This is a genomic window from Crossiella sp. SN42 (assembly GCF_023897065.1).
Taxonomy (GTDB): Bacteria; Actinomycetota; Actinomycetes; order Mycobacteriales; family Pseudonocardiaceae; genus Crossiella.
The window spans coordinates 279,799-292,718 of the sequence record NZ_JAMHIV010000003.1 but is presented as its reverse complement, the minus strand read 5'-3'; the positions used below and the strand labels follow the sequence as shown (position 1 = coordinate 292,718).

Annotated in this window: 20 protein-coding genes; 2 read left to right on the top strand and 18 right to left on the bottom strand. The window is 70.7% G+C overall.

The window, feature by feature from the left end:
* Window positions 1-55: 55 nt before the first annotated feature.
* From M8C13_RS06270 to M8C13_RS06220, 11 genes are all read right to left on the bottom strand, one after another.
* Complete coding sequence (locus M8C13_RS06270) at window positions 56-631, bottom strand: hypothetical protein (protein ID WP_252479511.1); 576 nt, start codon at window positions 629-631, stop codon at window positions 56-58.
* 22 nt (window positions 632-653) lie between these two features.
* Entirely contained in the window at window positions 654-1,061 is a 408-nt protein-coding gene (locus M8C13_RS06265; RefSeq protein ID WP_252479510.1) for a hypothetical protein, read from the bottom strand.
* Window positions 1,062-1,091: 30 nt separating this feature from the next.
* Window positions 1,092-1,373 carry a DUF5403 family protein gene (locus M8C13_RS06260; RefSeq protein WP_252479509.1) on the bottom strand — a complete coding sequence of 94 codons (282 nt, stop codon included), beginning with the start codon at window positions 1,371-1,373 and terminating at the stop codon, window positions 1,092-1,094.
* 2 nt (window positions 1,374-1,375) lie between these two features.
* A complete protein-coding gene (locus tag M8C13_RS06255; protein ID WP_252479508.1) occupies window positions 1,376-1,708 on the bottom strand; it encodes a hypothetical protein in 333 nt (110 codons plus the stop codon).
* Window positions 1,705-1,959 (bottom strand): hypothetical protein, encoded by a 255-nt coding sequence (locus tag M8C13_RS06250; protein WP_252479507.1) that lies wholly within the window; start codon window positions 1,957-1,959, stop codon window positions 1,705-1,707. The genes M8C13_RS06255 and M8C13_RS06250 overlap by 4 nt, the downstream gene beginning before the upstream one ends.
* Window positions 1,960-1,983: 24 nt before the next feature.
* The gene (locus M8C13_RS06245) at window positions 1,984-2,418 is read right to left on the bottom strand and encodes a Gp19/Gp15/Gp42 family protein (protein WP_252479506.1); all 435 of its coding nucleotides are present in this window, start codon (window positions 2,416-2,418) and stop codon (window positions 1,984-1,986) included.
* Window positions 2,419-2,421: 3 nt separating this feature from the next.
* Window positions 2,422-2,604 carry a hypothetical protein gene (locus M8C13_RS06240; RefSeq protein WP_252479505.1) on the bottom strand — a complete coding sequence of 61 codons (183 nt, stop codon included), beginning with the start codon at window positions 2,602-2,604 and terminating at the stop codon, window positions 2,422-2,424.
* Window positions 2,605-2,685: 81 nt separating this feature from the next.
* Window positions 2,686-3,585: a phage major capsid protein gene (locus M8C13_RS06235; RefSeq protein WP_252479504.1), complete on the bottom strand. Its 900-nt coding sequence runs from the start codon at window positions 3,583-3,585 to the stop codon at window positions 2,686-2,688.
* A gap of 147 nt (window positions 3,586-3,732) precedes the next feature.
* Window positions 3,733-4,218 carry a hypothetical protein gene (locus M8C13_RS06230; protein ID WP_252479503.1) on the bottom strand — a complete coding sequence of 162 codons (486 nt, stop codon included), beginning with the start codon at window positions 4,216-4,218 and terminating at the stop codon, window positions 3,733-3,735.
* Window positions 4,215-5,033 (bottom strand): hypothetical protein, encoded by an 819-nt coding sequence (locus M8C13_RS06225; RefSeq protein ID WP_252479502.1) that lies wholly within the window; start codon window positions 5,031-5,033, stop codon window positions 4,215-4,217. The genes M8C13_RS06230 and M8C13_RS06225 overlap by 4 nt, the downstream gene beginning before the upstream one ends.
* Entirely contained in the window at window positions 5,030-6,466 is a 1,437-nt protein-coding gene (locus M8C13_RS06220; RefSeq protein ID WP_252479501.1) for a phage portal protein, read from the bottom strand. Before M8C13_RS06220 ends, M8C13_RS06225 begins: the two co-directional genes overlap by 4 nt.
* Window positions 6,467-6,561: 95 nt before the next feature.
* Here M8C13_RS06220 and M8C13_RS06215 point away from each other — a divergent pair, with 95 nt between their 5' ends.
* A complete protein-coding gene (locus tag M8C13_RS06215) occupies window positions 6,562-6,933 on the top strand; it encodes a hypothetical protein (protein WP_252479500.1) in 372 nt (123 codons plus the stop codon).
* Between the two features lie 58 nt (window positions 6,934-6,991).
* Here the strand turns inward: M8C13_RS06215 and M8C13_RS06210 are convergent, their stop codons facing one another.
* Genes M8C13_RS06210 through M8C13_RS06200 form a run of 3 tightly spaced genes read right to left on the bottom strand, consistent with a single transcriptional unit; the run spans window position 6,992 to window position 9,708 of the window.
* Window positions 6,992-7,720, bottom strand: coding sequence for a PP2C family serine/threonine-protein phosphatase (locus M8C13_RS06210; RefSeq protein WP_252479499.1), 729 nt, complete (start codon window positions 7,718-7,720; stop codon window positions 6,992-6,994).
* A 46-nt stretch (window positions 7,721-7,766) separates the two neighbouring features.
* On the bottom strand, window positions 7,767-9,428 hold the full coding sequence (locus M8C13_RS06205; RefSeq protein WP_252479498.1) for a hypothetical protein: 1,662 nt from the start codon (window positions 9,426-9,428) through the stop codon (window positions 7,767-7,769).
* Window positions 9,415-9,708 (bottom strand): hypothetical protein, encoded by a 294-nt coding sequence (locus M8C13_RS06200; RefSeq protein ID WP_252479497.1) that lies wholly within the window; start codon window positions 9,706-9,708, stop codon window positions 9,415-9,417. The genes M8C13_RS06205 and M8C13_RS06200 overlap by 14 nt, the downstream gene beginning before the upstream one ends.
* Window positions 9,709-10,128: 420 nt before the next feature.
* Between M8C13_RS06200 and M8C13_RS06195 the strand changes: the two genes are divergently transcribed.
* Window positions 10,129-10,743, top strand: coding sequence for a DUF6082 family protein (locus tag M8C13_RS06195; protein WP_252479496.1), 615 nt, complete (start codon window positions 10,129-10,131; stop codon window positions 10,741-10,743).
* Between the two features lie 102 nt (window positions 10,744-10,845).
* Here M8C13_RS06195 and M8C13_RS06190 read toward each other — a convergent pair whose 3' ends face one another.
* The 4 genes from M8C13_RS06190 to M8C13_RS06175 form a co-directional block, all read right to left on the bottom strand.
* On the bottom strand, window positions 10,846-11,166 hold the full coding sequence (locus M8C13_RS06190; protein WP_252479495.1) for an HNH endonuclease signature motif containing protein: 321 nt from the start codon (window positions 11,164-11,166) through the stop codon (window positions 10,846-10,848).
* Window positions 11,163-12,128, bottom strand: a complete 966-nt coding sequence (locus M8C13_RS06185; protein ID WP_256508681.1) for a DNA cytosine methyltransferase — start codon at window positions 12,126-12,128, stop codon at window positions 11,163-11,165. Before M8C13_RS06185 ends, M8C13_RS06190 begins: the two co-directional genes overlap by 4 nt.
* 277 nt (window positions 12,129-12,405) lie before the next feature.
* The gene (locus M8C13_RS06180; protein WP_252479493.1) at window positions 12,406-12,606 is read right to left on the bottom strand and encodes a hypothetical protein; all 201 of its coding nucleotides are present in this window, start codon (window positions 12,604-12,606) and stop codon (window positions 12,406-12,408) included.
* Window positions 12,603-12,911, bottom strand: coding sequence for a hypothetical protein (locus M8C13_RS06175; RefSeq protein ID WP_252479492.1), 309 nt, complete (start codon window positions 12,909-12,911; stop codon window positions 12,603-12,605). The genes M8C13_RS06180 and M8C13_RS06175 overlap by 4 nt, the downstream gene beginning before the upstream one ends.
* Window positions 12,912-12,920: the final 9 nt, after the last annotated feature.

Here is a 12,920-nt window from a genome sequence, read left to right as displayed (position 1 = left end):
CTGGTCATGGCCGCCTTTCTGTTGCGGTGTCAGGGGAATCAGCCGTCGCAGCAGGTCAGTTCCCTGCTGGCGGGGTGGTGCCCACGGTGTCGGCGAAGGTGCGTTCGGAGGGCTGGCCGGAGAGCTGGAGCTTGGTGAAGCGCAGCGGGTAGCGCAGGAAGTCGTCCGCGGCCGCGCCGATGCCGCCTGCCCGGCGGGCGGAGGCGCGGGGCCACCACAGCCCGGCGCGCTTGGCGCCGTCGAGAAAGACCAGCAACAGCGCCTTCTCGGTGGTGCCGAAGGCGGCCGGGGCATCGAACTGGCCGGGCTTGGAGGCATCTCCGCCGCCGTAGAACAAGGTCAGGGTCTCGTTGGTGAGCTGGATGGAGTGCACGGTGAGGAAGTCCACGGTGGCCTCCACGATCTCGCGCAGGTTGGCGACCTGGCGGGAACCCTTGGTCTCGGAGTCACCGCCGTCGCTGCCGAACTCGATGTCCTCCTCCAGGCTGGTGTGCCCGAGGTCGTCCCACCCGGTCGGGGCGGTTTCCGGGGCGGCTTTGACCATGGCCAGGGTCGGGGCGGTGGTGCCCACGGGCGCGGTGAAGACATGCATGCGCGCGGGCAGGAAGACCGCAGCGTCGTTGAGAGGCAAGGAAATCCTTCGTGCGGATGGGTCAGGGGCGGGGCGGGCGGATGCCCAAGGTGTAGGTGGCCAGGTAGCGGTGCAGCTGGTCGGGCTGGTCGCGGGTGCGCACCTCGGACGGGCCGGAGACCTCGGCGTAGGAGGCGATGTGTCCCTGCGGGCGCTCGGCCTGGGTGCGATATGCCGCCCACAGGGCGGTGCGGGCGGACTGGGCCAGCTCGGCGGCCGCGGTGCGCTGCTGCGCCCAGCACTCCACCGACACCGCGGCCTGGTCCAGCCACAGCGGGTGGGTGGCCGCGCCGCCGGTGCGGTGCACCCACACCAGCGGCAGGCGGCGCACCTCCGGGGCGGGGATGAGCGTGACCACCTGCACGCCGGGCAGCTGTTCGCGCAGCAGGCCGATCAGCAGCTTCTCCGCAGACGGCACTGAGGGGATCAACGAACCTCCGATCACCTTGCGGCACAAGGGTTAGAGGCCCGCTGCGCGGCCCAGGATGTTCAGGCCCGGGACGTGCTTGCCGTCGCGGTCGACGTGCCCGAGTTCGATGGCCGAGGCCGCCTCGTCCACCAGGTCCACGGTGGTGTCGGTGCGGCGGCGGGTGACGGTGATCGTGGCGTCTCCGTCATGGCGGTGCTCGGCGAGCAGGGCGCGGGCGCGCTCGGCGATGGTCTTGGCCTCGGTGTTGACCGCGCCGGTGACCCCGCGCAGGTGGGCGATGATGTGGGCGGTCTTGGGGTGGGCCCAGGGCATGCTCAGCCTGCCTTTTTCAGGGTGGCGCGGACGTGGCGCAGGTGCGCCGGGCCGGTGGTCAGCAGGGGGTCGCCATCGATCTCGAAGCGCTGACCGCGCCACTCCGCCGCGCCCCAGGGGGACAGGGGCGCGGCGCGGGCGAGGACGCGGTAGCGGACGGCGGCGCGCTGCCCGGTCTGGGGCAGTTCGGTGGCATCGAGTGGGAAGACGTGACAGCCGGGGACGGTGACCGGGTGGTCCCAGTCCGGCACGCGCACCGGGTTGCCCTCGCCGTCGATGGTGGTCAGCGCCAGGTAGACGGTGACGGTTTCCGGGCCGGCATCGAGCAGGCTCACCCCGCAGTCCGCTCCCCCTGCGCGGGCTTGTCGATCCAGTGCAGCCAGGTGGCTCCGCCGTTGCCGCGCAAGGCCATCGGGTCGGCCAGGGACTTCCACACCACGGTGGAGGGGTGAGGGCCGCGCCAGTGCACGACCACGGTGCCGTCCGGGAACAGCACGCCATCGGCGACGTAGCCGCCTGTGGGCAGGCCGGTGAGGTCGCGGTGGTGGCTGAGGGAGAAACGCCGTGGCAATGCCGTTGCGGGCAAAGAGAAACCGTCCTTTCGCGGAGGTCAGTGGGTGTGGTCGCCGAACCAGTGTCCGCGGCGGCGGTGGCCGGGGTGGCGGACAGGACGGGGCAGGGCCTCATCGGTGGTGGGCACGCTGCGGGCGGGGGTGTGCAGGCCGAGCAGGACCCGCTCGGCGCGGCCGAGCATGAGCCGTCCGCCGGAGACGGCGGAGTCGAGGGTGTAGGAGTACTCCCCGACCTGTTCGGAGCGGTATCCGGCGGGGTTGCGCAGCACGCGCAGGGTCATGGTGATCACCACCAGGCGGACGGCCTCGCGGCGGGTCCGCCTGGCGGTGATGCGTGCGGGCAGGCTGGGAACCGTTGCCAGCAAAGCGGTTTCCACGTCCTCGATCAGCGCGGGCAGCCGGTTGCGCTGCTCCGGGGTCAGCGGCTGCTCGTAGCGATCGATGACGTCGGTGACGGTGGCGTACTCGCCCACGGGCTACCGGGTGCGCGGCCGGGTGGCGCGGTTCCCGCCCGCCGTAGCGGTCCTGGGGGCGGGCGTGCCGGGCTGTGCTTCGTCGGTGCTGGGGGTTTCGGTCCAGCCCAGGGCGCGCAGCACGCGCGCGCCCTGGGCGTCGGTGGGCACGGTGTCCGTGCCGTCCGGGGAGGTCATGGTGATCACGCGGGTTCCCGTTCGGGTGGAGGGGCCGGCCGCCCCGCACGCGGTCAGGGGAGGACGCGGGGGCGGCCGGCGGGAGGGTGGTCAGGGGGTGGCGGGCTTGGGGGCGAGCACGCCGAAGGGGAACCGCGCGGCGGCGTTGGGCTGGGTGCGGGTGACCGGGTTGGCGATGGCGAACCCGACCCGCATCACCACGCGCAGGGCCTTGCTGTCCTGCTGCATCAGGTTGATGATCACCTTGCCGGTCTCATCCGAGATCACGCCTTCGCTGAACATCGTGAAGGTGATGTCCTGGCGGGGGGCGATGAGCGCCTTGGTCCAGTCCCCGGCGATCAGCTCGGCGGCGGTGGGCACCCAGGAGCCGTTGGTGACCTCATTCAGCGGGTAGCCGTAGAGGGTGGCGGGCTGGGTCTGGCTCAGCGCCGGGTGGTAAATCGGCACGCCCTGGGCAGAGCGCAACCCGGTCAGCCGCCAGTTCAGCCCCGGGCGGGCACCGAAGCCGTTGACGGCGAACCCGTCGACGGAGATGGCCTCGCCGAGCGCGGCGATGTCCTGGGCGAGGTCGACGCCGGTGCCGGCGGTGACCACGTTGCCGGCGGCGACCGCGCCGGGAACCAGGGCGGTGGGCCAGCTGGCGGGCTTGTCGATGCCGAAGATCCCGGCCTGGTCAATCTTGCGGCCGATGGCCTCGGTCAGCAGGGGCCGGATCTCGTCCCACAGCGGCACGTCGGCGTCGTCGAAGTAGGCATCGGGGATCACGACCAGGGCGGCCAGCTCCTCGGCCACCATGATCAGGTTGGCCCACTCGGCCTTGGTGGTCTGCTTCAGCCCGGTATCGCCGTTGACCCAGTACGCGTCCGGCAGGGCGGAGAGCACGGGCTGGCGGGACTTCTTGCGGGACATCCGGCCCCGGCGGGCGCGGGCCATGAGCACCGACTGCTGTGGCAGTTCGGCGATGATCTGGTTGCTGACCTCCTCGGGCACCAGGGGGTCATCGGGGTTGGTGCGGTTGATGATGTCGGCGTAGCCGGACAGTGCGGGCCTCCGGTGAGGTGGGCAGCATCGAGCACCGCACTCCGCGGGCCTGTCGCTGCAAGGGGAATGCGGGGCGCGGGGGTGGTGCGCGGGGTGTTAGCGGCGGCGGGCCTGCTGGCGCAGCCAGTCATCCACCGTGGGCGCGGGCGCGCTGCCGTGGGCGCCCTGGTCCGGGTCGGCCGTGGTGCGCATCAGCGGGCGGGTGAGTGCGTCGGCCAGCTCGGTGATCGCTGCCTCATCGGGCGCGCCGTCGGCCAGCAGCCGCGCCGGATCGACGCGGGAGAGCAGCGCGGCGGCCTCGGCTTCGCCGATCCCGGCGCGCGCCAGTCGGGTGTGCACGCGTTCCACCGCCAGCTCCCCGGCCGCGCCCGCGGACTCCGCGGGAGCAGGCTGCGTGGCGGGCTGGGTGGTGCGGAGCTGGTCGAGGGCGGAGCGCAGCTCGGCCAGCTGCCCCGCCACGTCCAGGGGCGCGGCGGCCTTGGTGGCTGCGGCAGGCGCGTCGGGTGCGGCCTGGGTGGTGGGCGCGGCCGGGGGCTGTTCGGTGCCGGTCTCGTCCGGCTCGGGGGTCAGGGTCTGGCTCACGCGGCGGGGATCTCCTTGGTGATGTCGGCGCGGGTGGTGAAGCGGTCGCGGGGCCGGACCAGCAGCGTGCCCAGTTCGCCGTGTTCGGCGGTGGAGGCCACCAGGAGCTGGCGGTAGTCCACGGTGCGGCCGCCGGGGTCGGCGCGGCCGGTCAGCTCGGCCACCGCGGCATGCAGGCGCTTGGTCCTCGCGGCGTCCAGGACGTGGCCGGGGTCGCGGCCATAGATCGGCTGGACCCGGCAGTCACAGCCGGGGTGCACGGGGGTGAGGTCTTCGACGCGGTAGCGCTGGGTGGAGGCCAGCACGCACAGCGCGCAGGACTCCTCACCGACCAGCTCCCGGCGCCAGAACCGCGGCCGCGCCGGGGCGGGCAGGCCGGTCAGGGCGGCCCGGTTGGCGCGGGAGTGGGTCTGCTGAAGATCGGCCTCGGCGATCTGCACCAGCCGGGCCCGGCCGTGCTCGACCGCTTCGGGCAGCGGCTTGTCCTGCGCGAGGGCGGCGTAGACGGTGGTGAAGGGGCGGCGGTAGACCTCACGATCGGAGATCCCCTCGCGCAGGTCCACCAGGTCGTGCTCGGTCAGCACCGGAACCGGAACTGGCGCGCGGAGGGCGCGGGCGGCCTCGTGGGCCAGGTGGGCGGCCACCAGCTGCCCCAGCGTGGCCTGGCCGGCGCGCACCAGCGGCACCGCTTGGGCGGTGAAACGGTCGGCGTCGGCCTGCCGCCAAGAGCCCAGCCCGGTGAACAGCTCGGCCAGCGCCTCCAGCAGGCGGCGGGTCAGGCTCCGGCGCGCGGCGGTGAACTGGGTCCCGTTCACCGGACTGGCCCGGAGCTCGGGGCCTCGGGGGCCGTCTCCGCCGGGCTGGGAGCGGACGGGGCGGGCGGGGTGAGTGGGGTGGACAGGCTGGTGCGCAAGGCGTCGGCGGCCAGCTCGGTGCGCAGCCGGTCGATCTGCTGCGGGGTGTCGCCGATGCGTTCGGCCACCACGGGCAGCGGATACCCGGCGGAGCGGAGCTTGACGGCGTAGTCGGCGACCTGGGCGGGGTTGAGCGCTTCGGGGCGGGCCCAGACGATCTCCGCGGCGGACAGTTCGCGGTCGATCCCGGCGGCCTGGGCGCACAGCTCCAGGACTTCCTCCCAGTCCTCGCCCCAGCGGGTCATGCGCGCCTGGCACTTGGCCACGTGCCCGGCGTCCAGGGCGGTGATGGTGTCGGCGGAGATGTTCACCAACCCGAGCGGCAGGTAGTAGATCGGGGTCATGGTCACTGCGGCGAAGGCGTGCATGTCGGCCTCGCAGCCGCGCAGCAGGCCGGAGGTGTCGGACTGGGCGAAGTCGCCCAGTCTGGTCTCCGGCTGGCCGGGCGCGGGCGGGGCGACGGTCCACACCTGGTCGATGCCGACGTTGAACGGCGAGATCGGCAGCCCGGTCACCGGGTCTTCCTCCAGGTCCAGGTTCAGCGCGTAGCGCTGCCGGAACGCGCCGTTGCGGTCGGAGGTCAACCGGTTGAGCACGGTGAGGTTGAGCCGGTCCTGGATGTCGATCGCCCCGGTGAACTCCGCGGTCGGCGGGTCGTTCTCATCGGCGTTGGCGAACTCCACCACCGGCACCATCTCCGGGGAGGGCGCGGGGTCGGCGCGGTCCTGCCACGCCGCTGGGGTGAAGGCCAACTGTTCGAGGGTGCCGGCTTCCCGGTGCTCGGCGCGGCTGACCCAGTGGAAGCGGCGGCCCGGCAGGTACAGGGTGGCCAGCCACCGCCGGGACCAGCGGTCGTGCCACAGGCGCAGCGCGGCCAGCCGCACCCGGGCATCGGCCGGATCGGTGGCCACGATCATGGTGTCCGGGCGTTCGATGCTGACCCGGGTCCCGCCTGGGCGGCGCGGGTCGGGGCCGACGACGACGTAGGCCGCGCCGACGGAGAGGGCGCGGCGGTAGACCGCGGACTGCCGCCCGTCCAGGCGGGCGGCCTGCCAGAGCTGCCACACGGCGCTGTCGGAGCCGCCGGTGGGTGTGCCGTCGCGGTAGCCGATGACCTGCATGCGGTGCACCATCGACTCCACCGCCAGCCCGCACAGGTTGGTGCGCGCCTTGGCCTGGAAGACCCGGAAGGCTTCCCGGTGCTGGTTGGGTCCGGCGGGCAGGTCGTGGTCGCCTTCGTGGTAGCGCCGCCACCGCTCGACCAGTGGGCGCCGCTGACGGAGCCGTTCTCCCAGCTCACTGAACCAGCCCCAGATGGACAGCTCCCCCGTCACTGCGCCTCACCTCCTCAAAGATCGGCTTGGCGGCACCTGCCCGCTAACGTTGCGCACCTCTGCCGCGATGCCGTGGGTATCCGAAGGAGGCCGCCATGGACTGGCTTCGCGATCTCATCGCTGGTGTTGGTGGCCTGGTGGTCCTCTTCGCCGCAGCGCCCGTCATCCCGATCGTGCTGTTCGGGATCTGGGCGTGGCATCGGCAGAAGTCCCGTGAGGAGCGCGCCCGCGCCTTCTTCTGGCGCTACCTCGGTAGCGAGGCCGGGTACTCCTGGGATGCGGCTGACTTCATCATGCTCAGGATCGGAAGGTCCCATCGCTGGCAGGAGTTTCGGCTGGAGAAGGATCCCCAGGCGGTGTTCCCGCGCTACCGCGATGACCTGCTGAAGTTCATCAAACAGCAGGTCCAGCTACCGGCCGAGTGGCGGCTGAAGGACAGCGACCAGACAAGCCATCCACGTGACTAGCGCTCCTCGGCCAACATTGGGATCGGGGCCGCTGTCGACACGCCACGGATCAAGCTGATCAGAGGTGTTCGCGGATCACCACGAGCGCGGTGGCGTTGTCGGCCTTCTTGCCGGCGGCGGCCACCGCGTCGGCGACCAGGCGGTCAGCGCAGGTCTGTGGGTTGCTGGCGAACTCGGTGAGCAGGGCAGTGATGTGCTGGTGGGACAACACTTTCCCGATGCCGTCCGAGCACAGCAGCAGCGCGGTGAAGTCGTCGCTGGTGTCCGCCGAGCCGTGGCCGTCGCGGTGCGCGGTGCCCACGGTGGTGGTCACGATGTGGTCGAACTCCTCCGCCTCGGCGACCTGGCCCTGCTGGCCGCTTTCGCGCATCCGCTGCCCCACGGTGTGGTCGGCGGTCAGCAGGGCCAGCTCGGTGCCGTCGAAGCGGTAGCACCGGGCATCGCCGGTCCAGGCGATCCCGATCCGGCCGCCGGGCTCGCGGGCGGCCACGACCATCACGCAGTTGTTCTCCGGCCACTCCGCCACCGGGTCGGCCAGCGCGGTGGCCGCGGCGAGCAGCCCGGCCTGGGCTCCCTCGCGGGCACCGGCGGCGGTGGCGACCTTGGCCGCGTGCTGGGCTGCGGCGGCCACCGCGGTGCGGTCGCCGATCCCGTCGGCCACCGCCCAGCACCCCCGGCCGGTGGCCGAGTCGCTGGTGAAGTCGAAGGCGTCGGCGTTGCGCCGCCGGCCACCGATGTGGGTGGCGGCTCCGAGAAGCACGCGCAGCGAAGGACCGGGCACGGACATGCGGGATCTCCCTTGGCAGGCAACGAGTATCGGTGATGCGGAGAGGTCAGAACCCTCGGGCGCGGCGGCGTTTGCGTACCTGGGCCAGGCCCTTGGCCACGGCCTCCGAGCGCGCGCCGTAGGCCAGGATCGCGGCGGTGGCGGCGTCGATCTTGCGGGCGCTGAGCGGGTTCTCCTTGGCGATCTCGATCCCGGAGGGGCCGAGTCGGCGGCGGGCGTTGATCAGGTGCCGCAGCAGCGGCTCGGAGGCGGCGTCCAGGGTGATCTCGCGGCCGGTGATCGCGGTGTGCAGGCGCTCGGTGGCGCGGGCGATCAACGTGGAGCGGCCCCCAGTCATCCACCACTCGATCGGCTCGGACGCCTTCGCGCGCACCAACAGCCGGGGGCCGTACTCCGCGGTCCAGTCATCCACCGAGGACTCCCACTTGGCGGGGTCGGCGAAGAACCCGACGACGGTGAAGTGCTCGAACGCCTCCGCGACCGCGCGCCGGACCTCGCTGCGCGGGACGCTCCAGCTCTCCCCGGCCTTCCCGGCAGGCTGTTCCCAGCAGGCCAGGCCACCGGAGTACGGGATGAGGAACAGGTGCCCGTCGCGCACCCGGCACCCCACCAGCGCCGTGGCGTCGGTGACGCCCTTGGCGCGCTTGCGGGAGCCGTCGAACCCCAAGGTGATCATCTCGCCCCGGTCGACGGCGACGCCGGGAACGGTGATGCGCTCGACTTCCTGGCGGGAGACCCACGAGGTGGAGGAAGCGACGATTTGGTTGAGGTAGAACCGGCGGGCCTGATCCGGCGGGGTGGACGGGTCGTAGACCTCCTCCACCACCCGGTCGATGTCCACCCAGGTGGAGTCGCCGTAGGCCGCACGTAGCCCGCTGCGCAGCGACTTCTCCTCAGCCAGCTCGACATCGGCGGGCGCTTCGCGGGCGTCGTAGAGCAGGCCGCGGCGGCGGGCCCGCCCGGATGCCTGGGCCTGGTAGGCGTCCCAGGAGCGTTCAGCCACCGAGTCCTGTCCGGGCTCGTGGGCGTTGGTGGTCTCCAGCATCCGCGCCGAGCCGTCACGGCTCTTGCCCAGGTTGCGCCGGTTCACCTGATCCAGCGCGGTCCCGCCGTTGCTGTCGGTCCAGTGGTGGGACTCGTCCTGGACCACGAACGTCGGCCGCGCGCCTTCGGCTGTGGGGGCGGAGGCAGTGATGGGTTCCAGCCGCCCGCCGTCAGCGGTGAAGATGCGGGACTGCCCGACGTCCAGGCCGTAGTCCTCCACAATCGGGGACTCGGAGACCATGGCCAGCACCACGGACATGGTGTTGACGGTCTGCTTCTCGCTGACCCCGGCCAGCTGCACCCACGCCGCGGCGGCGGGCTTGCCCACGGCCAGGCCGGGCACCCGGTCGTCAAAGTGGCTGGCGCGCACCGGGCCGCAGAGCTCGGCCAGGGCGAGGAAGGCCACGAACGGCGACTTCCCCCAGCCCTTGGCGCGGCGGAGCACGCCACGGTGGAACAGGAACCGCCCGGCACGGTCGACGGCGTACCACCAGAGCAGGAAGCGCACCTGCTCAGCGGTGCAGCGCCAGGGGCCGCCGGCGTCGGGGCCATCGGGCTGGCGGATGTAGTCCGCGGCCCACAGCAGCACGCCCCAACCAAGGGTGCGGTCCGGCAGGCCGGAGGGCAGGGTCAGGACGGCGCGGTTGTGCTCAGCTGTCGCCAAGGATCTTGCGGTACTCCTCCAGCACGGTGACGTTGCCGCCCGCCGCCTCCCCGTCAGCCTGGTCGCGGGGCTCGTCCTCGGCGATCTCCCACCGCAGGCGCAGCAGCGCCAGCGGGCTCAGGCCAAGGCGGTCGGACCACTGGCGGGCTTCGGCCGCGGACTTCAGGTGCCCGGCCTCGGCCGCGACCAGCAGGCGCACGTACAGGGCGGGCTCAACCATCCAGCCCAGCCGTTCCCAAGCCCACGCCTGCGGGGTGGCCCACAGTTGCGCCCACAGCACCAGCTCACGTTCACCGGCACCGGGGTCTTCGGCAGGCGGGAGCGGCCACGGTGGTGGTGCACCAGGTCGTCCGGCGGCAGGGAGCCGGGTCATCGCGATGGTGGCGTTGCGGCGACGACGACGGTTCGGGTGCTTAGGTGGCGGGCCCATTCCAGCCACAAGTCACCTCCGGCTCCTGTGCCTGCTGCTCCGCGTCGAATCGCGCGTGCGTGGATAACTAGTGCTTCTGATTGAAAAACTGCGGAATCAGTAACACTCTCTCGCCGAATCGGTCATCATGCAAATATGCGGAGACTTAGCCCAAGGCGGAGAAGGCGACTAATCCAGGCCATCCTAATTCTAATTGCGACAGCAACTGTCGCCCTGATTTCCCTTTCTCCACTGGCATTTTCTCTGATCGGCGGGAGTTCCGAAAGCTGGGTGCGCCTTGCGAACATCGGACAAGCCTATGGGGCTATTTCCGCACTCCTTTCAGGGGCGGCGCTTATTGCTGTGTCCTACTCGCTCATACTGCAACAGCGAACCAATATGGTGAATCAATGGCAGGCGAATCGTGCTGTACATATGGATTTAATGAAGATGGAAATGGAGGACCCGGTAATCACCGACAACGGCGCAGAATCGGAGGATGCTCGCAACTCGAATCGGTACCACATGCGGCTGAATCTGTGGTACAGCTATTGGCTGATGTGCTGGGAAGTCGGGGACCTTCGCGAAAAATACGCCCAGCGAATGGCGGAAAGGTTTATGCAGAAGGCGGGGCGTCGGGATTTCTGGGGCCTAACAAGAGAGGGTCGAAAAATATCCGCCGAGGATGAATCGACTCTATCTCATCTAAGGTTATGGGAAATCTTCGATAAGGAGTACTCTGTCGCTTCGCTTAAGCATGAATCCTCGAATGAAGCAAAGCTGACGCCCGACGGGGACGGAGCGCAAACTACATCGATATTGCCTATCAGCCAGTCGCAGTGTATCGGGCTAGCGGCAATAGCTCTGTTTGCTGTCGCCTTGGTTCGATGCTTCCAACGAAGGTAAGGACCGGCCAAGAACTCCAGACCCGTACACGCCGTCAGCGCCAGCAACTACCCGGTGCCGGAGGGCCGGGGACGGGAGCCACCCCCACCCCGCGCCGGCGGGTCAGCGCAGGCCGGGATGCGGCGGTGGTGGGCGGCGGGTGCTGACGTACTGGCCGAGTTCGCGACGGGCGGTCGCGCCCTCGGTGCTGCTCTTACGGCGGTGACAGGGCTGGCACACGCCGTGCAGATTGGTCTCGTCGTGGTCGTCTCCGGGGCTGATGTGATCAACCTCGGTGGCCAGTGCGTCCAGGCAGAGGCGGCACACCGGGTCTCGGTGCAGCACCCGGGCGCGGCGAGCGGGCCAGTCCGGCGGCAGGCGCCCACGCCGGTCCGATCCTTCCCAGCTTGGCCTGCCGCCGCTGCCGCGCGGGGCGGCCGTCAAGCGGCGGGCCGGACTCCCGGGGCAGGCAGGCCGGCCGCGCCCAGGAGCTCCGGACTGGCAAGGATGTCCAGCGCGGCGGTCGCCTGCAGGGGAACCACGCCGTTGCCGAGCATGTGCAGCGCCATGGTCCGGCTCATACCGGGGACGTCGGTGACCCAGCCATCGGGCAGGCCCATCAGCCACTCGACCCATCGGGCGTTGGTGCAGACCCGGCCGTTCTTGTTGGAGGCGCGGTAGTCCGGGGGTGGCCTGCCGATGATGGATTCCCATCGGTCAAAGGAATCTTGGAGCGGTCGCCGCCATACAGGTGTTCCATCCTCACCGCGATCCACAGTGGCAGGTAGTCCGGTCGGGCGCGGCGGCTGAACCATCTCTGGACGCTCTCGGCGTCGTTGGAGTTGGAGGCCAGCGGGGTCGGCAGGGTTTCGCCAGGCGAGACCAAAGACGCGGAATCGGCGGTGTGGTGCTCCCACCGCGGAAGCTGGTAGGCCGAGCCATCGGCAGTCATACCCGAGGGCGGCCAGGTCCCCGAGTACGACACCGAACGCTCGCGGGGTAGCTGATCCTCGTGCGGTGTCACGATTTCCCAGGTCGTGCCCGTCCAGCGGGCGAACGGACGCAACGTTGAGGAGTCCTCTCACATTCTCGAAGATGACCAGCTTGGGGCGCAGGATGTCGATCGCTTCGGCCATGCGTGACCACAGGCCGGTGCGGGTGGTGCCGTTGAGGCCGCGCCGGAATCCGGCGGAGGAGACGTCCTGGCAGGGGAAGCCGCCGGCCAGGATGTCCGGGGCTTCGACGGCGTTCCAGTCGATGCCGGTGATGTCGCCGTGGTTGGGCAGGCCGGGATGACGGTGGCCGAGGAGCTTCCGGGTGGCCTTGGTGATGTCGGAGTGCCAGATGGGTTCGGCACCGAACACGGTGCTGATGGCCATGTCCAGGCCGCCGTATCCGGTGAACAGGGAGCCGAGGGTAGGGGTCGTTATCGTCCGCCTCCGCGGGTGTCGGGCGGTTGCGGACGGCGCGCGCCCGCGTGTGCCGGTTGAGGTCAGGGCGGCACGCGGGCCGTGAAGGGCGAGGGTGCTGAGGCGGCCGGGCCAGCCGGGAAATGCAGAGACCCCGACGCCGGGGGGTGGCGTCGGGGTCTCGCGGTTCAGGGGGCGTTGGCACAGAACTCCAACGTGACCCGAGGTTAGTTGCAGCCAGCCTATTTGTCTAGGTAAATAACCGTGACCGGGGTCACTTTCTCATGCTGGCGATGGCGTCGGCGATGGAGTACAGGGTGCGGCGGCCGGTGTGGGTCACGATGGTCTTGCGGCGCCAGCGCTGCCGGTGCGCCCGGCTGCGCACCGAGGTGGCGGTGATGCCCAGCTTGGTCGCCAGCGCCTCGGCGTCGACCGCCGGTTCCCCGTCGCGCAGGGCCAGGTCTGGCGCGCTCACCGGTTCCACCCGCGCGGCTTGCCTGTGGCGGCGGCCGACTTGCGGGCCGCGGTCTTCGGGGCCGGTCGTTCCTCGTTGACCTGGTAGCCCTGCGCCTTGAGGATTGGGTAGATGTTGGAGCGGTCCACGCCCACGTGCTTGGCGATGTGCACGATGTCGGCGCTGGCGAGCTTGGCGGCCAGGATGCGCCGGTTCCGCTCCGCGATCAGCTTCTCCCCGGCCTCCTTGTGCCGTTTCAGCTGCTCGCGGATGTCATCGAGAGCATCCATCTCCGCCTTCGGCTGCGGCTGAACCTGCCGGCTCATCTGCGTCAC

What these genes read in the sequence shown, in the direction of transcription:
- M8C13_RS06260 (WP_252479509.1), bottom strand. Translation starts at nt 1,373, where the DNA reads ATGCCCTGGGCCCACCCCAAGACCGCCCACATCATCGCCCACCTGCGC.
- M8C13_RS06215 (WP_252479500.1), top strand. Translation starts at nt 6,562, where the DNA reads ATGGACTGGCTTCGCGATCTCATCGCTGGTGTTGGTGGCCTGGTGGTC.
- M8C13_RS06210 (WP_252479499.1), bottom strand. Translation starts at nt 7,720, where the DNA reads ATGTCCGTGCCCGGTCCTTCGCTGCGCGTGCTTCTCGGAGCCGCCACC.
- M8C13_RS06175 (WP_252479492.1), bottom strand. Translation starts at nt 12,911, where the DNA reads ATGAGCCGGCAGGTTCAGCCGCAGCCGAAGGCGGAGATGGATGCTCTC.